The sequence below is a fragment of the Micromonospora musae genome (assembly GCF_003626545.1).
GTDB classification, from domain to species: Bacteria; Actinomycetota; Actinomycetes; order Mycobacteriales; family Micromonosporaceae; genus Micromonospora; species Micromonospora musae.
Window position 1 is genome coordinate 619,383 of record NZ_RAZS01000001.1, and the last position, 19,769, is coordinate 639,151.

The following is a 19,769-nucleotide window of genomic DNA, read 5'->3' on the forward strand; positions in this document are numbered from 1 at the left end:
CACCCGCACCCGTCGGCGCTGTGCCATGCTGGCGCCCATGTCGAGCCACCCCTTCGCCGACACCCCGGACCCGCCGTACGTGGCGGTCATCTTCACCTCCGTCCGCACCCCCGGCGACAACGGGTACGCGGTGATGGCCGCGTCGATGGCGGAGCTGGCCCGGGAACAGCCCGGCTTCCTCGGCATCGAGTCGGCCCGGGAGGACGTCGGGATCACCGTGTCGTACTGGACGGATCAGACGGCGGCTCAGGGCTGGAAGCGGGTCGCCGCGCACCTCGTCGCCCAACGTCGCGGCCGCGACGTCTGGTACGACGACTACCGCGTCCGGATCGCCACCGTCGAACGCGACTACGGGCGCGACTCCTCCCCGCTCGACCCCGGCTGACCAGGCCCGGCCGGAAAATGACGGCGCCCACCGATAGGCTCATGCCCATGCGTCGACTGATTCCCGTCGTTTCGATCGCCCTCGCCGTTCTCGTGGCCGGCTGCGGCACCAACTCCGACAGCCCCACGGCCGGCTCGTCCGCCAGCAGCGCGGCCGACCCGGTCACCGCCATCAAGGAGGGCATGGGCCGCAGCCTCGCTGGCACGGTCATCATGGACGCCTCGGTGAAGGCCGGCCCGGCGACGATGGAGCTCACCGGCAAGATGGACCCGGCCGCCAAGGTGCTCACGGTCACCACCACGGCACCCGAGGAGATGGAGGCCCGGCTCATCGGCGACGCCGCCTACATCAAGATGGAGGCGTCCGGCAGCGGCAAGCCGTGGATGAAGATCGACCTCACGAAGCTGCGGCCGGAGAGCTCGCTGCGCCAGTCCTTCGACCTGGAGTCGCAGACCGGCCTGGTCGGCGGCATCGTCACCGCCGAGAAGGTGGGCGAGGGCAGCTACAAGGGCACCGCCGACCTGGAGAAGGCCGTGCAGGCCGCGCCCGCCGACGGTGGGATGCGCGACGGCCTCGAGTCGACCGCCAAGCTGGCGAAGGACCCGAAGGCGATTCCGTTCGAGGCGACCGTCGACGCCGAGGGCCGCGTCACCTCCCTCTCGTACACGATCGCCACGAAGAGCCTCGGCGATCTGGTCACCGAGATGAAGATGCATGGCTTCGGCGAGCCGGTGAAGGTGGAGGCGCCGCCCGCCGGCGAGACCGAGGACGCCGCCGCGGAGATGTACACGTTCCTCTGACCCCGCAGCCCGGCGGCACAAGCGCCAGGCGTGACACGGAAGGCCCAGGTTGCCGGCGGCGAGCCGGACGGCCTGGGCCTTCCTCGCATCCGGCGCCCGGCCGGCTACAGCGGTGGCGCCGGCAGCTCGGCCGGGCGTCCTCGGGCGCGGATCCCGTCGGTCACCGCGATCCAGGCCAGGACGAGAGCGGGCACCACGGCGACCAGCAACCGCGGCAGGAACATCATCGCCGGTGAGCCGACGACCAGCAGGCCCGCCCCGATCACGCGATTCCGGGACACCCGGCCGAAGACCGCGTACTCGAACATGCCCCGCCCGACGAGGAAGAGCGTGGGTCCGCCGAGGATGACGGCGACCAACGCCGGCTGCACGTGCCCGAACGGGTGCTCGATGACGAGCTCCACGGCGATGGCGCTGGGCACGATTCCGCCGACCATCAGCAGGTGGGAGTAGAGCGCCCAGATGCTGGCCCGGACGGGGTCGCCGGCGGCTCCGATCGCCACCGCCAGCAGGCTTCCGGCCCGGTGGAGGTAGATCCGCCACAGCAGCGCCGTGGTGACGAACGCGACCACGACCGCCGCGATCTGCCCGGACCCGAACTCGCTCCCGCTGAACGTCAGCCCGGTGACCAGGACGAGCTCACCGAGCCCGACGATGAAGAGCTGCCGGTGACGTTCGGCCAGGTGCTCGCCGGAGATCGCGAACTCGGGCCGCATGTACGCCCGCCCCAGCCCGGGTGTCGGCAGACCGAAGGCGAGGGCCGCGCACTCCAGACCAACCGCCGACGCCCACAACACGTCACGCGCCACCCCGTGCGTGAACGCACCCACGATCCACGGCACCGAGGCCACGCAGTGCCAGAAGAGCACCCGCACGAAGGCACGCCACGCCTCGTGGCCGCGCAGCAGGAATACCACGAGGACGGCAGGGCCGACCTGGGTGACGACCCACGTACCCGCGAAGAAGACGCCCTTCCCGTCGAACGCCTCGGGGGCCGCGGCAGCCATCAGCAGGGTGCCGAACATGGTCGCGAGAACCAGCAGCTGCACCACCGGATGCTGCGGATCCAACCGGTCGGTCAGCCCCGACGTGGCGGTCCAGACCATCCAGAGGGCGAGCAGCAGCACCAGCGTGTGGAAGGCGCCGTGCCAGCTCAGGTTCTTGACCAGCCCGGCGGCGAGGGCGGCGAGCGTGAAGACGAACACCAGGTCGAAGAAGAGTTCCAGGAAGGCGGCCCGAGGCGCCTCTGGTCGTCGCAGCAGCGCGGCTGCCTTACTCGTCATCGACCCGCCCGTTTCTGCCTGATCTGGCCGCCTTTCCGGCAGTCGTACCACACGGCGGCGCTCGCAAAATGTGAATGAGTGGCGGCGGGCCGAACCCGGCCGAGCGGCGAGGAACGATCGCCTCTCCGGGCAGTCTCCCCACACCGGCCTTGCCAACGGGCGCGCCGGCGGCGAGATTCGATTCGTGGACGCGGATGTGCTGATCGCCGGATGTGGACCCGTCGGAGCCGTACTCGCCGCGCTGCTCGGCGGCCGGGGCGTCCGGGTCGCCGTCGTGGACCCGGCAGCCGATGCCGGCTCCCCGTCGCACCCGCACCCGCGCGCGGCGGTCCTCGACGCGCACACCCAGCGGATCCTCCGCCGCATCGACGGCCTGGCCGGCTGGGAGGACTGGGCGGTGCCGTTGCGCCGCTCGCAACTGCTCGCTCCGGACCGCCGCCCCCTGCTGACGCTGCGCCTGCCCGACGGCGTCCCGGCCGGCGTCATGCTCGACCAGCCGCGCCTCGAGCGGGCGCTACGCGACCGGCTGGCGCGGACGCAGACGGTCCGGCTGTACGCGGGGCGGTCGGTGACAGCGCTCCAGCAGTCCGCCGACCGGGTCACCGTCACCCTCGACGACGGCTCGTCGTTGACCGCAGCCTGGCTCGTCGGCTGCGACGGGGCGTCGAGCACCGTGCGGGGCCTGATCGGAGTCGGTTACGACGGCGTCAGCTACCCGGAGCCGTGGCTGGTCGTCGACGCCCGCACCGACGAGCCCGGCACCGGCGAGCCGACCTTCTCCTACGTACTCGACCCCGCTCGGCCCATGGTGGCGTTCGAACGACCGGGTGCCCGGAGGTGGGAGTGGATGCTGCTGCCGGGCGAGGATCCGGCCGGCATGACAGCGCGGGCCGACGAACTGATCCGACCCTGGGCCGACCCCGCGGCGCTCCGCGTCGAGCGGGCCGCCGTCTTCACCTTCCACGCCCGTACGGCGTCGGCGTGGCGCCGTGGCCGGGTACTGCTCGCCGGCGACGCCGCGCACTCGATGCCGCCCTTCACCGGCCAGGGCCTCGGCGCCGGCCTGCGCGACGTCGCGACCCTCTCCTGGCTGCTGACCGACGCGCCCGCCGACCTCGACAGGTACGAACGCGAGCGGCGGCCGGCCGTGACGCGGATGACCCGGACCGCGCTCCGCACCGGCCGGATCGTGCTCGGCCGCAACCATCTCGCCGCTGCCGCCCTGCGCGGCGTCGTACGGACCGCCGGGCTGCTCCCGGGCCTCGACGCGCGCGTCGCCACCGCTGCCGCGGCGCCCGAGCGGCTCCCCGACGGCACCCGGCAGCTGCCCGACACCCCGCTCGTCGTCGACGGTCGACGGACCACCCTCGACGCGTTGCTGGGTAACCGGTGGGGCGTGCTCTCCGGCGGTGCGGGCATCCTCGATCCCGAGACCCGGGCGTGGCTCACCGCGCGCGACGCCGTCTTCGCCGACATGGACGGGTTCGCGCAGGGGCAGGTGACGATCGTTCGCCCCGACCGCTTCATCGCGACCGGAGTCCCGCTCGGCTGACCGCCCGTCGCGGGCCTACCGCAGCCGTGGGTCCGGCACCCGTACCGACGCCATGCCCGCCGCGGTCGCGGCCTGGATGCCCATGTCGGTGTCCTCGAAGACGAGACAGTCCTGCGGGGCGACACCGAGGAGCTCGGCCGCCCGCAGGAACGCCTCCGGGTCCGGCTTCGCCCGCGCGTAGTCGCCGGCACAGACGAACACGTCGAACCGGTCGAGGAGGCCGAGCGCGCCGAGGGAGGCGGTGACCGACTCGCGGGTGCTGCCCGAGACGACCGCGAACGGGACCCGCCGGTGCGACTCGACGATGTGTTCGAGGACGCCCGGCACGGCGGTGACCTTCGGCAGCAGTTCCAGGTAGAGATCCTCCCGACGTCGGGCGACGACCTCCACCGGCATGGCCAGGCCGTGCTGGTCGTTGAGGTCCACGATGATGTCCGCGACGGGACGGCCGCCCCACGCGTAGAAGAGGTCCTCCGGTAGCTCGCAGCCCCAGTCCTGGAGGGCCTGCTGCCAGGCGACGTGATGCAGCGGCATGGAGTCGGCGATGGTGCCGTCGCAGTCGAAGAGGTACGCCCGGTACTCACCGGCAGGCAGGGGCAGGATCACCCGTAGCAGGGTAGACGGCTTCGCTCTCGCCGGATTCGCAACTCGGCTCGGGGCTACACATTTCGCGCTTGTTCCCGGCCGCCTCCACCGCTTGGTCCTGGCTCTGACCGGTCAGATTTCTGACTGTGGACGGGGTGGCCCGGCCTCGGCCGCCAGTCGTGTTCGAAACTGTCCTGGATCTCCGTAAAGCCCGAAAATTCTCGGGGCGCGACGAGCCTCGGCTCGCCGCTACGATGCATCCTCCTGGGCACGTCGCACCGGGCGGAGGGCGCGGATGCTTGCAGCCAAGAGAACGGTGAGGACAAAGACGACCATCTGGCGCTACAAATTGTGGCGTTACAGGCTCACCACGGTGGGGCTGGTTCTAGCCTCGTTCGGCTTGGCGACATCTCTGGGAGACCCGTCCCGGCCAGTCAGCGTGGTCGCCGGCCTTGCCGGCGCTACTCTCTCCCTGATGGAGATCCGAGCCAACCGCCGCCGCTCGAGAGAGGTACGGTTCCAGCCGAGAAAGGGCGACACCTACCGGGATGTGATCAGTCATTCAGCCGACCTCGGACCAAGCGTGGAGAGCGCGCGCGACGTGGGTATTCTGCTGTCCCGCGAAAACATCGAACTGCGAAAGCGCCCCATCCGGGCCATTGTCCGGACTCCCGATTACAGGCTTCCACGTGATCTGAGGACATGGTCGCTCGACTACCTGAATTACCGCGCGAAGACCGGAAGGATCTATAACGACAGCGTGCTCTGTCTGGCGTCGGACATTCTGAGCGACGACGTCGTCAAGCTGAGAGCAGGACGCTACTTCGACTTCATGTGCAGCAACCTCCTCGCTCCACTGGACATCTGGGAGGTCGGGCGAAAGAGCCCTGCCCTTCGTGGGCGGGACCTCATCCTCGACGCTGAAGGCCGGCTGGTTCCCTTCAAGCGCAGTCGCCTTGCGAACCATATCGGCGTGTCGACGCTGGCTCTCACCACTGACGGGCAGTTGCTCCTCGTCGCGCAGACGGACGACAACATCGGCAGTCCTGGCTTGCTGGCTCCATCCGGTTCAGGGGCACTCGAGCCCAGGGACGTACCCCGCGACACGGACGACTACACGATCCAGCAGGTCGTGATCAACGGGGCCGAGCGCGAGTTGCGGGAAGAGTGCCACCTGACCGCACGGGAAATAGAAGAGAGTTCTCTCGTCGGCCACGGTAGGTGGGTCAGCCGGGGAGCGATGCCGGAGTTCTGCGCCGTAACCCTTCTTAACCTTTCGGGCGATCAGATGCTCGACCGGTCACCACGGCGGGTAGAGCAGTCGTACGTCCATGAATTCATGCCAGTCAGCCTCGCCCCGCTACGGCTTTGGGATCCCAACCGACCGCTAGAGATGCTGCCGCATCATCGGCAGGCGGTTTCCTGGCCCCTCGCACTCGGGCTCGCTTGTCTAGCGGAGTGCATCAAGGACGAGTCGTGGTCGCTGCGCAAGGCCGTGTTGGCGCGACTGGAGGGGTAGTCCGCTTCGCGCACAGCGTCGACCTACGCATTACGAGATCAAGATGCCCGTCCCGCCGAACTGCGCATCTGGCGGTCTAGCAGCGGAAACGCCTCTCGACATCTCACACCACTCCCCCGCCGTCCGTCGACCCTCTTGCGGACCAGATGCGGACTGCTCGCCTGCTGTCGACCAGCGTCGGTCGCTGCTCTCCGTCGAGTGGGCGCGGCCCGAGCCAGCTACGGTCGTCGCGTGAACGTGGTCAACGTGGTTCAGAAGTTCGGGGCGGACGACTTCCTCGAACGTTCCTGGGAGTTGCCTTCGGAAATGATCGAGCCGCTACGAGAGCACGTCAACGTCGGAGAAGATGGCTGGATCATCGATGCATGGCCCATGACGAAGCAGATCGCGGCCATCGTTCAGCCACGGGTGACCGAGCACATCGATGTCGCCTCAGGTGCCTGGTTCGTTGAATCGTGGTGCGGCCCTGAACAAGTACAGCTTCCCTGCCTCAGCCTCTAGCCTGCTAGCGGATCCCCCATGACACACCGCAGGCCCCTGCCTTGCAAAGATCAAGACTGCTGTCGGCCCGCGTCGCCTACTGCCGCTGATCTGCTCGACCTGTCGGCTGTCGCCGCTCATCACCTATGACTGACGGCCGGCTTGGCTGTACGGATGGCTGTACGGTCGCCATGGATCACCGAAGGCAACGGGGAGCGAGGATGGCCGACCCAGCTCGTGCGGTCGCTTTGGCGGCGTTGTCAGACCTGTGGGATCAGGGATGTCCCATCGCCTCACCCGATGACCGCGAGCGCCTCGTTGACGTCGGCCTACGCCGGTTGCGCAGCTTCCATCGACGGCACCCTCGTATTCGTCAGCCATCGCACGAGGCCAGGATTCGCGACCTGGTGCGCGGGTTAGTCGAGGCAGTCGAGCCGGAACCGCGGTTCGGCCTGGCGCCAGATGCTGATGAATTCTGACCGGGCGACGCTCAGCCGCATTTCCTCACCAACCGGCGGTGCCCACGGTGGCGGCTCACCCCACTCAGATCGAGGTCGAGTGCTGAAGGTGAACAGCACGGCAGACTGGCTCATCTCCACGGACATGTCCAGGTGGTCGAAGGTGTCCCCAAGGTGTAGCCGGCCCCGCCCCCGCTTGCTGCGGTGTTCGGCGATCTGGCACAGGCGGGAGAGATTCGCAATGTGCGGGTACAACGCAGTTGTGCTGGCGTCTCCGATCGGGATGCCCTCGATGTAGAGCTGGAACACGCCGAACCTCTTGTCGCGGCTAGTCGGCGTGAACTCCACCCGAAACGTGTCAGCGGTGCCTGCGCCCACCGTTGGAAAGAGCGACTCGCGGTCGTCGTCGTTCGTTCGAGCCATCGGGCGGATGTTACGGGTTGCGTCGTCAACCTGCAGATGGGCCACGGCCTGCCGTGTACGCCGGCCTCTTCGGTGACGACCTGGACGCGGTCGCCAACCGGCTGGACGAGGCGGTCGCCGCGCGGGATGCGGACTATTTGCGGACTGGCACGGCCGGCGGCGAGGTTGTCGACCTTGGAAAACGGCGAAGCCCAGGCCGATGACCTGGGCTTCCATACCGAGCCGCCTGACGGAATCGAACCGTCGACCTACGCATTACGAGTGCGTCGCTCTAGCCGACTGAGCTAAGGCGGCAACGATCGCCAAGTGTACGGCACCGGCCCGCCCCGGCCGAATCCGATACCCCGCTCGTCGCCTCGCCGTCACAACCCGGGCAAGGAGCGCGAAAGCGTCGTTGGCCGGACAGCGCTCTCGTTGTGGCCGGACTACGCTGCGGCGGTGACTGACGATCACGCCCGCCCCGACGACTCGGATCTTCCCCTCCACGGCCGGCGGGACGCCGCCGGCGCCGACGACCGGAGCGCCGGTAAGCAGAGCCCCGGTGAGCAGGACGCTGTTGAGCAGAGTTCCGGTGAGCGGACCGCCGCAGCACCGGCCGCCGGGGAGCCGGCCGGGGAGCGGGCGGCCCGCCGCCCCCGGACCACCGATCCGCTGGAGCTGGGCTTCACCCCGCGCAAGCCCGTCCCGTGGCTCGCGCCGTTCCTGCTGATCAGCACCGGTATCCGTACGCTCCTCGCGATGCTCTTCGGCGCGTACCTGGACAAGCGGGAGCTGCAGAACTCCCTGGAGTCCCGCATCGAACGGCAGGTCGGGCCGGACGGTGGGCTCTGGCTGGACTACGTGGCGGACCTTGGCGACGGCTTCAACGCCACCTACTCGGTCGCGTACCTGCTCGCCCAGCCGGAGCTGGAGGTCGACGGGCATCGGCTGCCGCGCGCGCAGACGCTCGTGATGGGCGGCGACCAGGTCTACCCGTCGGCGGCCTTCGAGGCGTACGAGGACCGGTGCAAGGGCCCCTACCAGGCCGCCCTGCCCATCACCCCGCCCGAGCAGCCCACCCTCTTCGCGGTTCCCGGCAACCACGACTGGTACGACGGGTTGACGGCGTTCCTGCGGCTCTTCGTCCGCTCCCGCGATCGGCACTTCGGCGGGTGGGGCACCGGCCAGTCCCGGTCGTACTTCGCGGTCGAGCTGCCCGGCGACTGGTGGCTGCTGGGCCTGGACGACCAGTCCGGCTCGTACCTGGACGACCCGCAGCTCGCCTACTTCGACGCGGTGGCGCAGAAGCTGGGCCCGCAGCACCGGGTGATCCTGGCGGTGCCGGCGCCGACCTGGGTCAAGGCCGCCGACCACCCCACGGCGTACGACTCGATCGACTACTTCATCCGTACGATCGTCGCGCCGACCGGGGCTCAGGTACGGCTCCTGATCTCCGGCGACCTGCACCACTACGCCCGGTACGCCGGCCCGGACCGGCAGCTCGTCACCTGCGGCAGCGGCGGCGCGTACCTCTACCCGACGCACAAGCTGCCCGAGCGGATCGAGGTGCCCCCGAAGGACACCCTGGCGCGGCGGGCCAGTGTCTCCCGCCCGTACGAGCTGGCGGCGCGCTACCCCGAGGCGGCCCGCAGCCGCCGATACGGCTGGGGGATCTTCCCCCGGCTGCCGCTGCGCAACCCGGGCTTCACCACCCTGCTCGGCACCCTGCACACCCTGCTGATGCTCGCCATGTCCGGCGTGGCGGCGAACCGGGTCGGTACGACCGAGCAGCGGCTGTTCAGTGTGCCGCTGGTGCTGATGCTGCTGGTGACGCTGCTCGGGGCCGCGTTCTTCGCGAAGCCGCCGAGCGCCAGCGGCAAACGGCACGCCCGGCACTGGATCCTCGGCGTCGGGCACGGGCTGGCCCACCTGGCGTTGGGCGCGGGCGGCACGTGGGTCTGGCTGCAGCTGCCCTTCGCCGACTGGCCGTGGCCGCTGCCGGTGGTCGCCGCCGCGGTGGTCTACGGCCCGATCAGCGGGCTGGTGGCCAGCCAGCTGGTGGCGGCGTACCTGCTGATCGCCGGGGCGTTCGGGGTGAACCTCAACGAGCTCTTCGCCGGTCAGGGCATCGAGGACTCGAAGGCGTTCCTGCGGATCCGGATCGACCCGGACGGCGCGCTCACCATCTATCCGATCGCCGTGGACCGGGTCGCCCGCGACTGGCAGGTGAACCCCGACGAGACCCCCACGGCCTCCTGGCTCACCCCCAAGACACCCCTGACCCCCCGCCTGGCCGAACCCCCCATCCACATCCCCTAACCCACCCACCCACCGGCCCCCCGCTCCCACTCCCACCCCGAAGTTGATCAAGAGCTTTGCGTCATGCAGGAACCGGATTCTGACGCAAAGCTCTTGATCAACGGGAGAGCCGCCGACGGGGGAGAAGCCGGCGGCGGGGGACGCCGGCGGGGGAGATCCCCCGCGGCGGGGGGCTAAATGGTGTAGTGCTGGTCGTGGGCCTGGCGGGGGGCGCAGACCGACGCGCGGGAGCAGGAGCAGCGGGAGCCGTCGGCGTCCAGCCGGACCGTCACCGAGTCGCGCGGAACGCTGTGGCCCACCACCCGACCGTCACCCTCCGGTGTGGAGACCCGCGCGCCGACCGCCGGCGCCGATTCCTGGAACCGCTGGTACAGCGGGTGCTCGTACTTCAGGCAGCACATCAGTCGTCCGCACGCCCCGGAGATGCGCAGCGGATTGAGCGGCAGATCCTGGTCCTTCGCCATCCGGATGGTGACCGGCTCGAAGTCGGTGAGGAAGGTCGCGCAGCAGAGGTCCCGCCCGCAGGAGCCGATTCCCCCCTGCACCCGGGCCGAGTCCCGGGCCGAGAGCTGGCGCAGCTCCACCCGGCAGTGCAGGGTCGCCCCGAGATCGCGGACCAGCGAGCGGAAGTCCACCCGGTGCGGGGCGGTGAAGTAGACGGTGGTGCGCTCCCCGCCCGCCTCGGCGGAGCCGAGCACATGGTCGACGGCCACCACCTTCATCGGCAGCCCGTGCGCCCGGATCAGCCGCTTCGCGGCCACCTTCGCCTCGGCCTTGCGGCGGCGCAGCGCCTCGTCACGGCGGAGGTCGTCCTCGCCGGCCACCCCGGCCAGCTTGGGGAAGCCGTCCGTCTCCTCGCTGACCCACTGCGCGGCCCAGACGCACTCCGCCACCTCGGGCCCGTCGTCCGTGGGCACCAGCACCTTGTCACCGACCTGCGGGCGCAGCTCGCCCGGGTCGAGGTAGTAGAGCCGCCCGTACCGGTTGAAACTGACCGCGCAGAGCATGCCCATGCCCCCACCCTACGACGAACCGGCGCCCCGCGTCGGGGCCACCGTCGCCGCCCGGCTACACCGTGCAGTCATCCACCGCCGTCGAATCGAATGACTCGACGCCCAACCCGTCGTGCCGTTGACCCTCGCCCGGACGGTTGAATCCGCGCCACGACGGGCGACAAACGACCGGCGGGCGCGTTGAGTGGAGACCAGACCTGCGGGGGGTGCAGGGGGAAGACCACGGCGTCGCCGACGGCAGCGGGCTCGGCCCGATGCCCGAACGCGACGCCGTGGACTGTCCGGGGTCACCACCCGACGCGGGTGGTCCCGTCGTAGCGGGGGCGGCCCACCACCGAGGGACGCCACGTCGACTCGGCGAGACTCGGCCCCCACTGCCGCAGCAGCGTCTCCGCCCCGTCGTACGCGACGCAGAGCACCGCCAGCACCCGCGCGGCGATCTCCGCCGCCTCCATGACGCGCGGACCGGCGGAACCCGGTCGGGCTGCCGCCCCGCTCAGCACGGAGGTCGCGGCGACCACCGCCACCGCCTCGGCCGAGCGGAGCACGTCGGCCAGCGCCCGGGCCAGCGCGAGCCGGCTGCCCTCGATCCAGTCGGCGAGCGCGTCGGCGTAGCCGGCCGTGGACTCCAGCCGCCCGACGAGGCTCTCCGGCCCCTCGTCGAGGTGGTGCAGGAGCGCCGCCCGCGACTGCCCGTACGCCTCGGCGGCCGACCCGGACCAGAGCACCGGATCGGTCAGCGTGGTGGAGACGTCGTCGTAGCCGCGTACCAGCCGTCGCACCCCGTGACCCGCATCGGCGAGCGGCGCGGGGCGCAGTTCCAGGAAGTGGCGTACCGCCTCGCCGGGGAGCACCTGCATCCGGCGCAGCAGCGGCCAGACCCGATGCTCCTCGGGAGCGCCGGCGGCGAGCAGCGTGTCCACCCGGCGCAGCAGGTCGAGCCCCGGTTCGGCGAGGCGGTCCAGGGCGTCCATCACGCCTCCCCGGCCAGCCGCCGCCGGACCCCCCGGTCGACGTCGACGTAGTGGTCGGCGGCCTCGCGTACGGCTGACGCGGCGGCGGTGAGCCGCCCGGCGGCCACCCGGGCCTCCCGGGACCGGCTGTCGGTGGCCGCCGTCCACTGCCGGTGCAACGCCCGGCCGATCTCGCCCGGCCGACCCGGCGCGTCGGCACCGAACGCGGCCTGCGGCGGGTCGTTCGCGGTGACGGTGTGGGAGAGCGTGGTGAGGGCGGCGGTGGCCTCGTCGAGGCGGGCGGCCAGAGCGCGCAGAGCGTCCATCTCAGGCCCCCGCGAGCGGCCGGTAGGCGGCGAAGGTCTCGTTGTGCAGCTTCTCCCGGGCCCACTCGGCCGCGTCTGCGGCGGCGGTGACGGCGGCCTGCACCGAGTTGGCGACGTCACGGGGGTTGCGGGCGTGCAGCGGACCGAGGAAGCGGACGTCGGTGATCCGGCCACCGGCGGTCACCACGACCTCGACCAGCCCGTCGGGCGAGCGCACGGTGACCTCCACGGTCGACACCGCCTGGTCGAACTCGGCCTGGAGTGACTCGATGCGCCGGTAGCGGCGCACCGCCTCCTCGATCCAAGCCTCGTCGATCTCCCCCCGTGGCATCGGCGGACCCCTCCCCCGGCTCATCCTCACTGAGCGTGGCTTCCCCGTCACCACGGCATTCCCGGGACCGTACCGCATGGAAATCGCACCTGTCGATGCCCTGTGGACGAGCGGTCCGGCGGGCGGGATCGGTGCCGGCTGCCGGTCAGCCCTTCCAGAGGGCGAGCATCATGGCCTCGACCGCGATCCGGGGCTTCACGTTCGCCTCGATGGCGGTGCGGCAGGCGAGCACCGCCTCCAGCCGGCGCAGCGCCCCCTCGGCGTCCCACTTCTGCGCGGCCGCGGCGGCCACCTCGGCGGTGTCGGTGTGCACCGGCGCGACCGACGCGCGCAGCGCCATGGTGAGCGCGTCCCGGTAGAAGCCGGCCAGGTCGACCAGCGCCCGGTCCAGCGCGTCCCGCTGGGCCCGGGTCGCCCGCGACTTCTGGCGCTTCTCCAGCTCCTTGAGCTGCCCGGCGGAGCCCCGGATGGCGCCGGCCGCGCCCCGGCCGGTACCGCCCGCGCCGAGCGCCGTCTCCAGGGCCGCCCGCTCGGCGGCGTCGGCCTCCGCCACGGACGCCTCGGCCTCCGCCTCGGCGGCTTCGATCAACGCGGACGCCGCGTCGAACGCCGCACCGACCGCGGTGAGCCGGCGCGGGACCGCCAGCACGGCGTCGCGCCGCTTGCGGGCCTCCGGGTCGCGGGCCAGCCGCCGGGCCCGGCCCACGTGCCCCTGGGCGGCGGCCGCCGCCCACTGGGCCACGTCCGGGGCGACACCGTCCCGGCGGACCAGCACCTCGGCCACCGCGGCGGGCGACGGCTGCCGCAGCGGTACGACCCGACACCGCGACCGGATCGTCACCGAGACGTCGTCCGGGTGGGTGGACGGGGCGCAGAGCAGGAAGACCGTACGCGGGGGCGGCTCCTCGATCGCTTTGAGCAGCGCGTTGCCGGCCGCCTCGGTGAGCCGGTCGGCGTCCTCGATGATCACCACCTGCCAGCGCCCGCCGGACGGGGTGCTGGCGGCCCGCAGCACGAGCGCCCGCATCTCGCCGACGCCGATGGAGAGCCCCTCCGGCACCACCAGCCGGACGTCCGCGTGGGTGCCCGCCATCGTGGTGTGGCAGCCGGGGCACTCGCCGCAGCCCGTGCCGTACGCGCACTGCAGGGCGGCCGCGAAGGCGCGCGCCGCGACCGAACGCCCGGAGCCGGGCGGCCCGGTGAAGATCCAGGCGTGGGTCATTCCGGCGCCCGGGTCGGCGGCGGGGGCGGCCCCGTCGGCCGGGGTGCCGCCGTCGACGGCCTCCGCCGGCACGAGCGTCCGCTCGGCGCCGTGCCGCAGCACGGCGGCCGCCGCCGCGGCGGCCCGGCGCAGCGTGCCGACCGCCTCGTCCTGGCCGACCAGGTCGGCGAAGACGTCCGGCATCAGGTCCGTTGCTCCATCGTCACCAGCTCCTCGTCGGATAACTCCGGTTGCACCGAGGTGTCCGGCCCCTGCGCCCGGCGCGGGTGCACGATCCCGGCCGGGTCGCCGAGCAGCTCGTCGATCCGCTGCGCCACCAGCCCGGCGATCTCCTTCAGCGGCCGGCCGGCGTCGAGCACCAGGTAGCGCTTCGGGTCGGCGGCGGCGAGGTCGAGGAACGCGTACCGGACCCGCTCGTGGAAGGCGACGGACTCGGCCTCCAGCCGGTCGGCGGACTCGCCGCGCGCCGCCACCCGGGAGAGCCCGGTGCGCGGGTCGACGTCGAGCAGCACCACCAGGTCCGGCTTGAGCCCTCCGGTGGCCCAGGAGGAGAGCCAGGAGACCTCGTCGACCGGGAGCGTGCGGCCCGCCCCCTGGTAGGCCAGGGAGGAGTCGACGTACCGGTCGCTGATCACCACCCCGCCCCGGGTCAGCGCCGGGCGGACCACCGTGGCCACGTGGTGGGCGCGGTCGGCGGCGTAGAGCAGCGCCTCGGCGCGCGGCGACGGGGCCTCGCCCTCGGTGGTGTCGAGCAGCAGCGACCGGATCCGCTCACCCACCGGGGTGGCGCCCGGCTCGCGGGTGACCACCACGTCGCGGCCCTGCGTGCGCAGCCGGTCGGCGAGGAGGGCGAGCTGGGTGGACTTGCCGGCGCCCTCGCCGCCCTCGAAGACCACGAAGAGCCCGTTGGAGACGAACGGCTCGGCGGGCATGAGCGGACGACCCCGGATCGAGCCCCAGAGGTCGGCCAGGACGGGTACGCCCTTCTTGTCATCCATCTGCCCGAACGCGCTGATGCCGGCGAAGATGCCGGCCGCACCGGCGGCGAGCAGCAGCAGCCGGGTGGAGGAGATCGAGAGGCCCAGGTCGGCGATCTCCAGCTTGCGGGAGCCGCCGACACCGGCGAGCAGGCTGCTCAGCGCGATCGCCAGGATGAGCACCAGCCGGGTACCGATCTGCACGACCGCGAAGACCCGTCCGCGTACCTCGTCGGCGATCTCCCCGCCGAGCAGCGTGGTGCCGGCCAGGAAGGCCATCCCCGCGCCGGCGCCGACCAGGATCGCGCCGACGATCGCCATCGACAGGTGGATGGCGAAGGCGAGGGTCATCACCGCCGCGCTGGCCAGCACGATGCTCATGCCGAACCAACGGCGCCGGGACATCTCCTTGACGATCATCGGGCCGAGCCCGATACCGAGCGCCAGGCCGATGAAGATGGCGCCGAAGAGCAGGAAGAAGGCGGCGTCACCGGCGCCGAGCGAGTTGGCGAAGAAGCGGGCGGTGCCGATCACGATGCCGCCACCGGCGAACGCGCCGAAGATGCCGAGCACCAGGCCCCGGACCAGCCGGGTCTGGGAGATGAACCGCCAGCCCTCGACGAACTGCCGGGTCATGCTCTGCTCGGCGTGCTCGTGCTTGCCACCCCGGGTCTGGCTGATCTCCTTGATCCCGAACGCCACCACCACGGCGGTGGCGAGCCGGGAGAAGGAGTTGAACCAGAGCGCCAGCTGGGCGGGCTCCGCCCAGCCGGGGACCTCACCGCCGGTCGCCGCCCGCACGCTGCGGTCGAGCCCCGCGATGGCGAGCGCCGCGAAGACCGGGGTCAGGCCGTACGTGGTGATGAGGGTGAGCTGGTTGGCCGTCTCCAGCCGGGCGCGCGGGATCAGGTTGGGTACCGCGGCCTCCTTGGCCGGGATCCACATCAGGGTGATCGACTCGATCAGGAAGGTCGCGATCGCCGCCCAGGTGACCACCAGGCCGCCGCTGGCCCCGGTGAGGGCGTACAGCGGGATCGAGGCGAAGAGCACGAAGCGCAGCAGGTCGCAGATGACCATGGTCCAGCGCCTGTCGAACCGGTCGGCGAAGACGCCGGCGAGCGGCCCGAGCACCAGCGCCGGCAGCAGCCGTACGGCGATCACCCCACCGAACGCGGCGCCCTGCGCCGTGCTGCCCTGCACCTGCGCGGCGGCGAAGACGGAGGTGGCCAGGAGGCCGAGCCAGTCGCCGAAGGAGGCGACGCCGAGCACGAGCCAGAGCCGGCGGAACGGCCGGATACGCAGCACCGAGCGGATCGCGCTGTAGCCGGATCGGTCGGTCTGGGGCGGGGTGCCCGGTTGGCTCGCGGCGCCGCCGACCTGCCCCTCGGCGCTGCCGAGCGGAGCGGTGGGACTCTCGGCCGGGCCCTGCGGGCCGTCGGGCTGGCTGGCGGACGGCGACACGCCGGGCGACTCGCCGTTGTTCTGGCTTTCGATGGCCGTACCTCCACGTGCCGGCCCATCGCTGGGCATCCCCGGTGGAACACTCTAGACCCGGTGGGCAGCGGTCCCACCCTGACATTCTCCTGCTCGCCGAGCCTAGGCCGCCGGGGGTATCACCCGCAGCCGGGCGTACGCGAGGCTATTTCGCATTGACCGTCGGACAGTTAGCGTGCACACGTGGCCATCGAAAGCGACAAACTTCGCGAGCGCCTGGAACGGGCGACCGCCCACCTGGATCCGCCGTACGCCGTGGTCGACCTGGCCGCCTTCGACGCCAACGCGGTCGAGCTGGTCGGCCTCGCCGCCGGCAAGCCGATCCGGCTCGCCAGCAAGTCGGTACGCAGCCGCGAGTTGATCGCGCGAGCCCTGGCCCGGCCGGGCTGGCGGGGCGTGATGGCGTTCACCCTGCCCGAGGCGATCTGGCTGGTCCGGGCCGGTCTCAGCGACGACGTGCTGGTGGCGTACCCGAGCGCCGACCGGGGCGCGCTCGCCGCGCTGACCGCCGACCCCGGCCTCGCCGCGGCGATCACCTTGATGATCGACAGCACCGACCAGCTCGACCTGGTCGACGACGTGCGTGCCGCCGACCGCCGGCCCGATCTTCGGGTCTGCCTCGAACTGGACGCCTCCTGGCGGCCGATGGGCGGGCGGGTGCACGTCGGCGTGCGGCGCTCCCCGCTGCACGGCGCGGCGGCGGCCGGCGCGTTCGCCGCCACGGTCGCCGGGCGCGCCGGGTTCCGGCTGGTCGGCCTCATGGCGTACGAGGCGCAGATCGCCGGCCTCGGCGACACGCCGCCCGGGCAGGCGCTGCTCGGCCAGGCGATCCGCCTGGCCCAGCGCGGCTCGTACCGGGAACTGCTCGCCCGTCGGGGCGCGGCGGTGGCGGCCGTACGCGAGCACGCCGACCTGGAATTCGTCAACGGCGGCGGCACCGGGAGCGTGGCCGCGACCAGCGCCGACCCCGCGGTCACCGAGGTCACCGCGGGATCGGGTCTCTACGGTCCGACGCTCTTCGACGCGTACCGCGCCTGGCGCCCCACCCCGGCGGCCTACTTCGCCTGCTCGGTGGTGCGTCGACCCGCACCCGGCCTGGTCACCGTGCTCGGCGGCGGCTGGATCGCCTCCGGTCCGGCCGCGGCCAGCCGACTGCCCCGTCCGGTCCTACCGGCCGGCCTGAAAATGCTCGGCGCCGAGGGCGCGGGCGAGGTGCAGACGCCGCTCGCCGGCGCCGCGGCTGCCGCGCTCCGCGTCGGCGACCGGGTGTGGTTCCGGCACGCCAAGGCCGGTGAGCTCGGCGAACACGTCAACGAGCTGCACCTGGTCGACGGGGACACGGTCGTCGCGACGGTGCCCACCTACCGGGGCGAGGGGCACGCCTTCCTCTGACGCGGCTCAGCACGCCGGGTCGTGCGCCGCGCGTGCGGGATCCGCCGCACGCGCGGTCGAGCCGGCAGGACGGCACGGCCGCCCGGTCGGCCACGTCGGTCCGGGACCGATCGGGCCGACCGGGCGGTTCAGCCGGCCCGGGCGCCGTCGGTCGCGGCGTCGACCTGCCGGTGCAGGTACTCCCGGATCAGTGCCTTCGCCTCGGCCAGCACCCGGTCGTCCCCCTCGGTGGTACGACGGAACGCGAGCTTGATGAGCGCGTCGGCCGTCTCCACGGCGACTTCCAGGTGGAAGCGGAGCTCGGGGACGTCGGTGAGCCCGAAGCGCTCGGTGAGCACCCGGGCCAACTGGTCCGCGATCACCCCGTTGTTGTCCCGCTGCTCATCGAGCAGGTGCAGGTCGACCACGTCGCCGAAGTGCAGGGTACGGAAGCCCGGAACGGTGCGGTGCATCGTGATGTACTCGTCGATGCTCGCGTCGACGCCGTCCCACCAGTGGGTCAGGTCGTCCGAGGCGAACCGCTCGTCGAGCCGCTGGAGGTAGGACTCCATCGTGCGCAGGGTCAGCGCCTGCACGATTGCCCGCTTGTCCGGGAAGAACTGGTAAACCGACCCGATCGCCACCTCGGCACGCTCGGCGAGCAAGGTCGTGGTCAGCCCCTCGTACCCCACCTCGTCGACGAGTTCGGCGCAGGCGTCCAGCATCCGCTGGACTCGCGCGACACTTCGACCCTGCACCGGTACGCGCCGCAGCGGCCCGGTCGTGGCAGCTGGTGTGGACACTCGGCGCCACCCCCCTTCGACGGATGAACATATCTGCACGTCACTAGATCGTGACTACCGGTACAACGAGCGGACCTCAGTTGCGGTATTTACCAGCGACAACGTTCCTGATATGAAGTCACTTCATATTCACATCGAGGAGCGCGCATGGCCGGCACCGCACCGTCCACCGTCCCCTGGTCCAACTGGGCCGGCAACCAACGCGGTGCCGCCATCATCCTGCGCCCCGGCTCCGTGGCAGACGTCGTCGATACCGTTCTCGCCACCCGGGACGCCGGCGGACGGCTCCGGGTCGCGGGCAGCGGCCACTCGTTCACCCCGATCGCCCTCGCCGACGACCGGCGGCTGGAAATGTCGGCGCTGGACACCGGCGTACGGGTGGACGCCGAGCGGCGGCTCGTCACCGTGCCCGCGGGAATGACGCTGCACGCTTTGAACGACCTGCTCGCCCGGCACGGCCTCGCGCTGCCCAACCTCGGCGACATCGACGCGCAGACCGTCGCCGGGGCGATCTCCACGGGAACCCACGGCACCGGCGCCGGGTACGGCTGCCTCGCCACCTTCGTCGAGGCGATCACCCTGGTCACCGGCGCCGGCGAGGTGCTGCACTGCTCGGCCGAGGAGAACCCGGACGTCCTCGCCGCCGCCCGGGTCTCGCTCGGTGCGCTCGGCGTACTGGTCGAGGTGACGCTGCGCGTCGTGGACGCGTTCGTGCTGCACGCGCACGAGCGACCGGCGCCCCTGGACGACGTACTGGCCAGGCTGCCGGAACTCGTCGAGGCGCACGACCACGTCGAGTTCTACTGGTTCCCGTACACGGCCAGGGTGCAGGTCAAGGCGAACGACCGGGTGCCCGCCGACGATCGGCCGCTGTCGCGGCTGCGCGGCTGGCTGGACGACGAGTTCCTCTCCAACACCGTCTTCGCGGGCGCCTGCCGGGTCGGCCGGGCCGTGCCGGCCCTCGCCCCGACGATCTCCGCGATCTCCGCGCGGGCCCTCACCGAGCGCCGCTACACCGGGCGATCCGACGCCGTCTTCTGCACCTCGCGCCGGGTCCGCTTCGTGGAGATGGAGTACGGGTTGCCCCGTGCCGCACTCGGCGAGGCGCTCCACGCACTACGGCGGATCGTCGACGGGCTGCCGTTCAAGGTGCTCTTCCCGGTCGAGGTGCGCTTCACCGCCGCCGACGACATCTGGCTCTCCCACGGGTACGGCCGCGATTCCGCCTACGTCGCCATCCACCAGTACGTCGGCATGCCGTACGAGCCGTACTTCACCGCCTTCGAACGCGTCGCCGAAGAGCTGGGCGGCCGGCCACACTGGGGCAAACTGCACTGGCGCGACGCGGAGTCGCTCGCTCCCGCGTACCCCCGCTGGGCCGACTTCCGCGCCGTCCGCGACCGCCTCGACCCCGACCGGGTCTTCACCAATCCCCACCTGACCCGCGTCCTGGGCGCCTAACCCCGCGATCTTGGAACGAAAACGCCCCTATCGCG

General features: G+C 71.7%; 18 protein-coding genes and 1 tRNA gene. 8 read left to right on the top strand and 11 right to left on the bottom strand.

Translation table 11 applies throughout. From position 1 onward, the window contains the following. Positions 1-37: 37 nt before the first annotated feature. Complete coding sequence (locus tag D7147_RS02920; protein ID WP_120673973.1) at positions 38-385, top strand: antibiotic biosynthesis monooxygenase family protein; 348 nt, start codon at positions 38-40, stop codon at positions 383-385. Between the two features lie 47 nt (positions 386-432). Next, positions 433-1,185 (top strand): hypothetical protein, encoded by a 753-nt coding sequence (locus D7147_RS02925; RefSeq protein WP_120673661.1) that lies wholly within the window; start codon positions 433-435, stop codon positions 1,183-1,185. A gap of 104 nt (positions 1,186-1,289) precedes the next feature. Here D7147_RS02925 and D7147_RS02930 read toward each other — a convergent pair whose 3' ends face one another. Continuing rightward, positions 1,290-2,468, bottom strand: coding sequence for a low temperature requirement protein A (locus D7147_RS02930; protein WP_120673662.1), 1,179 nt, complete (start codon positions 2,466-2,468; stop codon positions 1,290-1,292). Positions 2,469-2,652: 184 nt separating this feature from the next. Between D7147_RS02930 and D7147_RS02935 the strand changes: the two genes are divergently transcribed. Further along, positions 2,653-4,020: an FAD-dependent monooxygenase gene (locus D7147_RS02935; RefSeq protein ID WP_158609263.1), complete on the top strand. Its 1,368-nt coding sequence runs from the start codon at positions 2,653-2,655 to the stop codon at positions 4,018-4,020. Between the two features lie 15 nt (positions 4,021-4,035). Here D7147_RS02935 and D7147_RS02940 read toward each other — a convergent pair whose 3' ends face one another. After that, positions 4,036-4,626 carry an HAD family hydrolase gene (locus D7147_RS02940; protein WP_120673664.1) on the bottom strand — a complete coding sequence of 197 codons (591 nt, stop codon included), beginning with the start codon at positions 4,624-4,626 and terminating at the stop codon, positions 4,036-4,038. Between the two features lie 274 nt (positions 4,627-4,900). On the opposite strand from D7147_RS02940, the gene D7147_RS02945 reads away from it, so the two are divergent. Beyond that, positions 4,901-6,124 (top strand): hypothetical protein, encoded by a 1,224-nt coding sequence (locus D7147_RS02945; protein WP_147434672.1) that lies wholly within the window; start codon positions 4,901-4,903, stop codon positions 6,122-6,124. Between the two features lie 231 nt (positions 6,125-6,355). Further along, the gene (locus D7147_RS02950) at positions 6,356-6,625 is read left to right on the top strand and encodes a hypothetical protein (protein ID WP_120673666.1); all 270 of its coding nucleotides are present in this window, start codon (positions 6,356-6,358) and stop codon (positions 6,623-6,625) included. A 395-nt stretch (positions 6,626-7,020) separates the two neighbouring features. Here the strand turns inward: D7147_RS02950 and D7147_RS02955 are convergent, their stop codons facing one another. Both D7147_RS02955 and D7147_RS02960 read right to left on the bottom strand, forming a co-directional pair. Continuing rightward, a complete protein-coding gene (locus tag D7147_RS02955) occupies positions 7,021-7,530 on the bottom strand; it encodes a hypothetical protein (protein WP_120689343.1) in 510 nt (169 codons plus the stop codon). Between the two features lie 175 nt (positions 7,531-7,705). Beyond that, positions 7,706-7,779, bottom strand: a tRNA-Thr gene (locus D7147_RS02960). A 144-nt stretch (positions 7,780-7,923) separates the two neighbouring features. Between D7147_RS02960 and D7147_RS02965 the strand changes: the two genes are divergently transcribed. Beyond that, positions 7,924-9,783 (top strand): metallophosphoesterase family protein, encoded by a 1,860-nt coding sequence (locus tag D7147_RS02965; protein WP_407663300.1) that lies wholly within the window; start codon positions 7,924-7,926, stop codon positions 9,781-9,783. 173 nt (positions 9,784-9,956) lie between these two features. Here D7147_RS02965 and D7147_RS02970 read toward each other — a convergent pair whose 3' ends face one another. The 6 genes from D7147_RS02970 to tmk form a co-directional block, all read right to left on the bottom strand. Continuing rightward, positions 9,957-10,796 carry a PSP1 domain-containing protein gene (locus D7147_RS02970; RefSeq protein ID WP_120673668.1) on the bottom strand — a complete coding sequence of 280 codons (840 nt, stop codon included), beginning with the start codon at positions 10,794-10,796 and terminating at the stop codon, positions 9,957-9,959. A gap of 287 nt (positions 10,797-11,083) precedes the next feature. Continuing rightward, entirely contained in the window at positions 11,084-11,770 is a 687-nt protein-coding gene (locus D7147_RS02975) for a hypothetical protein (RefSeq protein ID WP_120673975.1), read from the bottom strand. Continuing rightward, positions 11,770-12,075: a hypothetical protein gene (locus tag D7147_RS02980; RefSeq protein WP_120673669.1), complete on the bottom strand. Its 306-nt coding sequence runs from the start codon at positions 12,073-12,075 to the stop codon at positions 11,770-11,772. Before D7147_RS02980 ends, D7147_RS02975 begins: the two co-directional genes overlap by 1 nt. A gap of 1 nt (position 12,076) precedes the next feature. After that, the gene (locus tag D7147_RS02985) at positions 12,077-12,406 is read right to left on the bottom strand and encodes a YbaB/EbfC family nucleoid-associated protein (RefSeq protein ID WP_120673670.1); all 330 of its coding nucleotides are present in this window, start codon (positions 12,404-12,406) and stop codon (positions 12,077-12,079) included. A gap of 145 nt (positions 12,407-12,551) precedes the next feature. Then, complete coding sequence (locus tag D7147_RS02990) at positions 12,552-13,811, bottom strand: DNA polymerase III subunit delta' (protein ID WP_120673671.1); 1,260 nt, start codon at positions 13,809-13,811, stop codon at positions 12,552-12,554. Then, positions 13,811-16,135 (bottom strand): dTMP kinase, encoded by a 2,325-nt coding sequence (tmk, locus tag D7147_RS02995; RefSeq protein ID WP_267900747.1) that lies wholly within the window; start codon positions 16,133-16,135, stop codon positions 13,811-13,813. Before tmk ends, D7147_RS02990 begins: the two co-directional genes overlap by 1 nt. A 147-nt stretch (positions 16,136-16,282) precedes the next feature. Here tmk and D7147_RS03000 point away from each other — a divergent pair, with 147 nt between their 5' ends. Then, positions 16,283-17,491, top strand: a complete 1,209-nt coding sequence (locus D7147_RS03000; RefSeq protein ID WP_120673672.1) for an amino acid deaminase/aldolase — start codon at positions 16,283-16,285, stop codon at positions 17,489-17,491. A 128-nt stretch (positions 17,492-17,619) separates the two neighbouring features. Here D7147_RS03000 and D7147_RS03005 read toward each other — a convergent pair whose 3' ends face one another. Beyond that, positions 17,620-18,195, bottom strand: coding sequence for a TetR family transcriptional regulator (locus tag D7147_RS03005; protein WP_120673673.1), 576 nt, complete (start codon positions 18,193-18,195; stop codon positions 17,620-17,622). A gap of 225 nt (positions 18,196-18,420) precedes the next feature. Here D7147_RS03005 and D7147_RS03010 point away from each other — a divergent pair, with 225 nt between their 5' ends. Then, the gene (locus D7147_RS03010; protein WP_120673674.1) at positions 18,421-19,734 is read left to right on the top strand and encodes a D-arabinono-1,4-lactone oxidase; all 1,314 of its coding nucleotides are present in this window, start codon (positions 18,421-18,423) and stop codon (positions 19,732-19,734) included. Positions 19,735-19,769: the final 35 nt, after the last annotated feature.

Excerpts from the sequence above, each read along its gene's own strand:
- D7147_RS02985 (WP_120673670.1), bottom strand. The coding sequence starts at position 12,406 with ATGCCACGGGGGGAGATCGACGAGGCTTGGATCGAGGAGGCGGTGCGC.
- D7147_RS02930 (WP_120673662.1), bottom strand. The coding sequence starts at position 2,468 with ATGACGAGTAAGGCAGCCGCGCTGCTGCGACGACCAGAGGCGCCTCGG.
- tmk (WP_267900747.1), bottom strand. The coding sequence starts at position 16,135 with ATGCCCAGCGATGGGCCGGCACGTGGAGGTACGGCCATCGAAAGCCAG.
- D7147_RS02975 (WP_120673975.1), bottom strand. The coding sequence starts at position 11,770 with ATGGACGCCCTGGACCGCCTCGCCGAACCGGGGCTCGACCTGCTGCGC.
- D7147_RS03005 (WP_120673673.1), bottom strand. The coding sequence starts at position 18,195 with ATGCTGGACGCCTGCGCCGAACTCGTCGACGAGGTGGGGTACGAGGGG.
- D7147_RS02990 (WP_120673671.1), bottom strand. The coding sequence starts at position 13,811 with ATGCCGGACGTCTTCGCCGACCTGGTCGGCCAGGACGAGGCGGTCGGC.
- D7147_RS02945 (WP_147434672.1), top strand. The coding sequence starts at position 4,901 with ATGCTTGCAGCCAAGAGAACGGTGAGGACAAAGACGACCATCTGGCGC.
- D7147_RS03010 (WP_120673674.1), top strand. The coding sequence starts at position 18,421 with ATGGCCGGCACCGCACCGTCCACCGTCCCCTGGTCCAACTGGGCCGGC.
- D7147_RS02925 (WP_120673661.1), top strand. The coding sequence starts at position 433 with ATGCGTCGACTGATTCCCGTCGTTTCGATCGCCCTCGCCGTTCTCGTG.
- D7147_RS02980 (WP_120673669.1), bottom strand. The coding sequence starts at position 12,075 with ATGGACGCTCTGCGCGCTCTGGCCGCCCGCCTCGACGAGGCCACCGCC.
- D7147_RS02920 (WP_120673973.1), top strand. The coding sequence starts at position 38 with ATGTCGAGCCACCCCTTCGCCGACACCCCGGACCCGCCGTACGTGGCG.
- D7147_RS02970 (WP_120673668.1), bottom strand. The coding sequence starts at position 10,796 with ATGGGCATGCTCTGCGCGGTCAGTTTCAACCGGTACGGGCGGCTCTAC.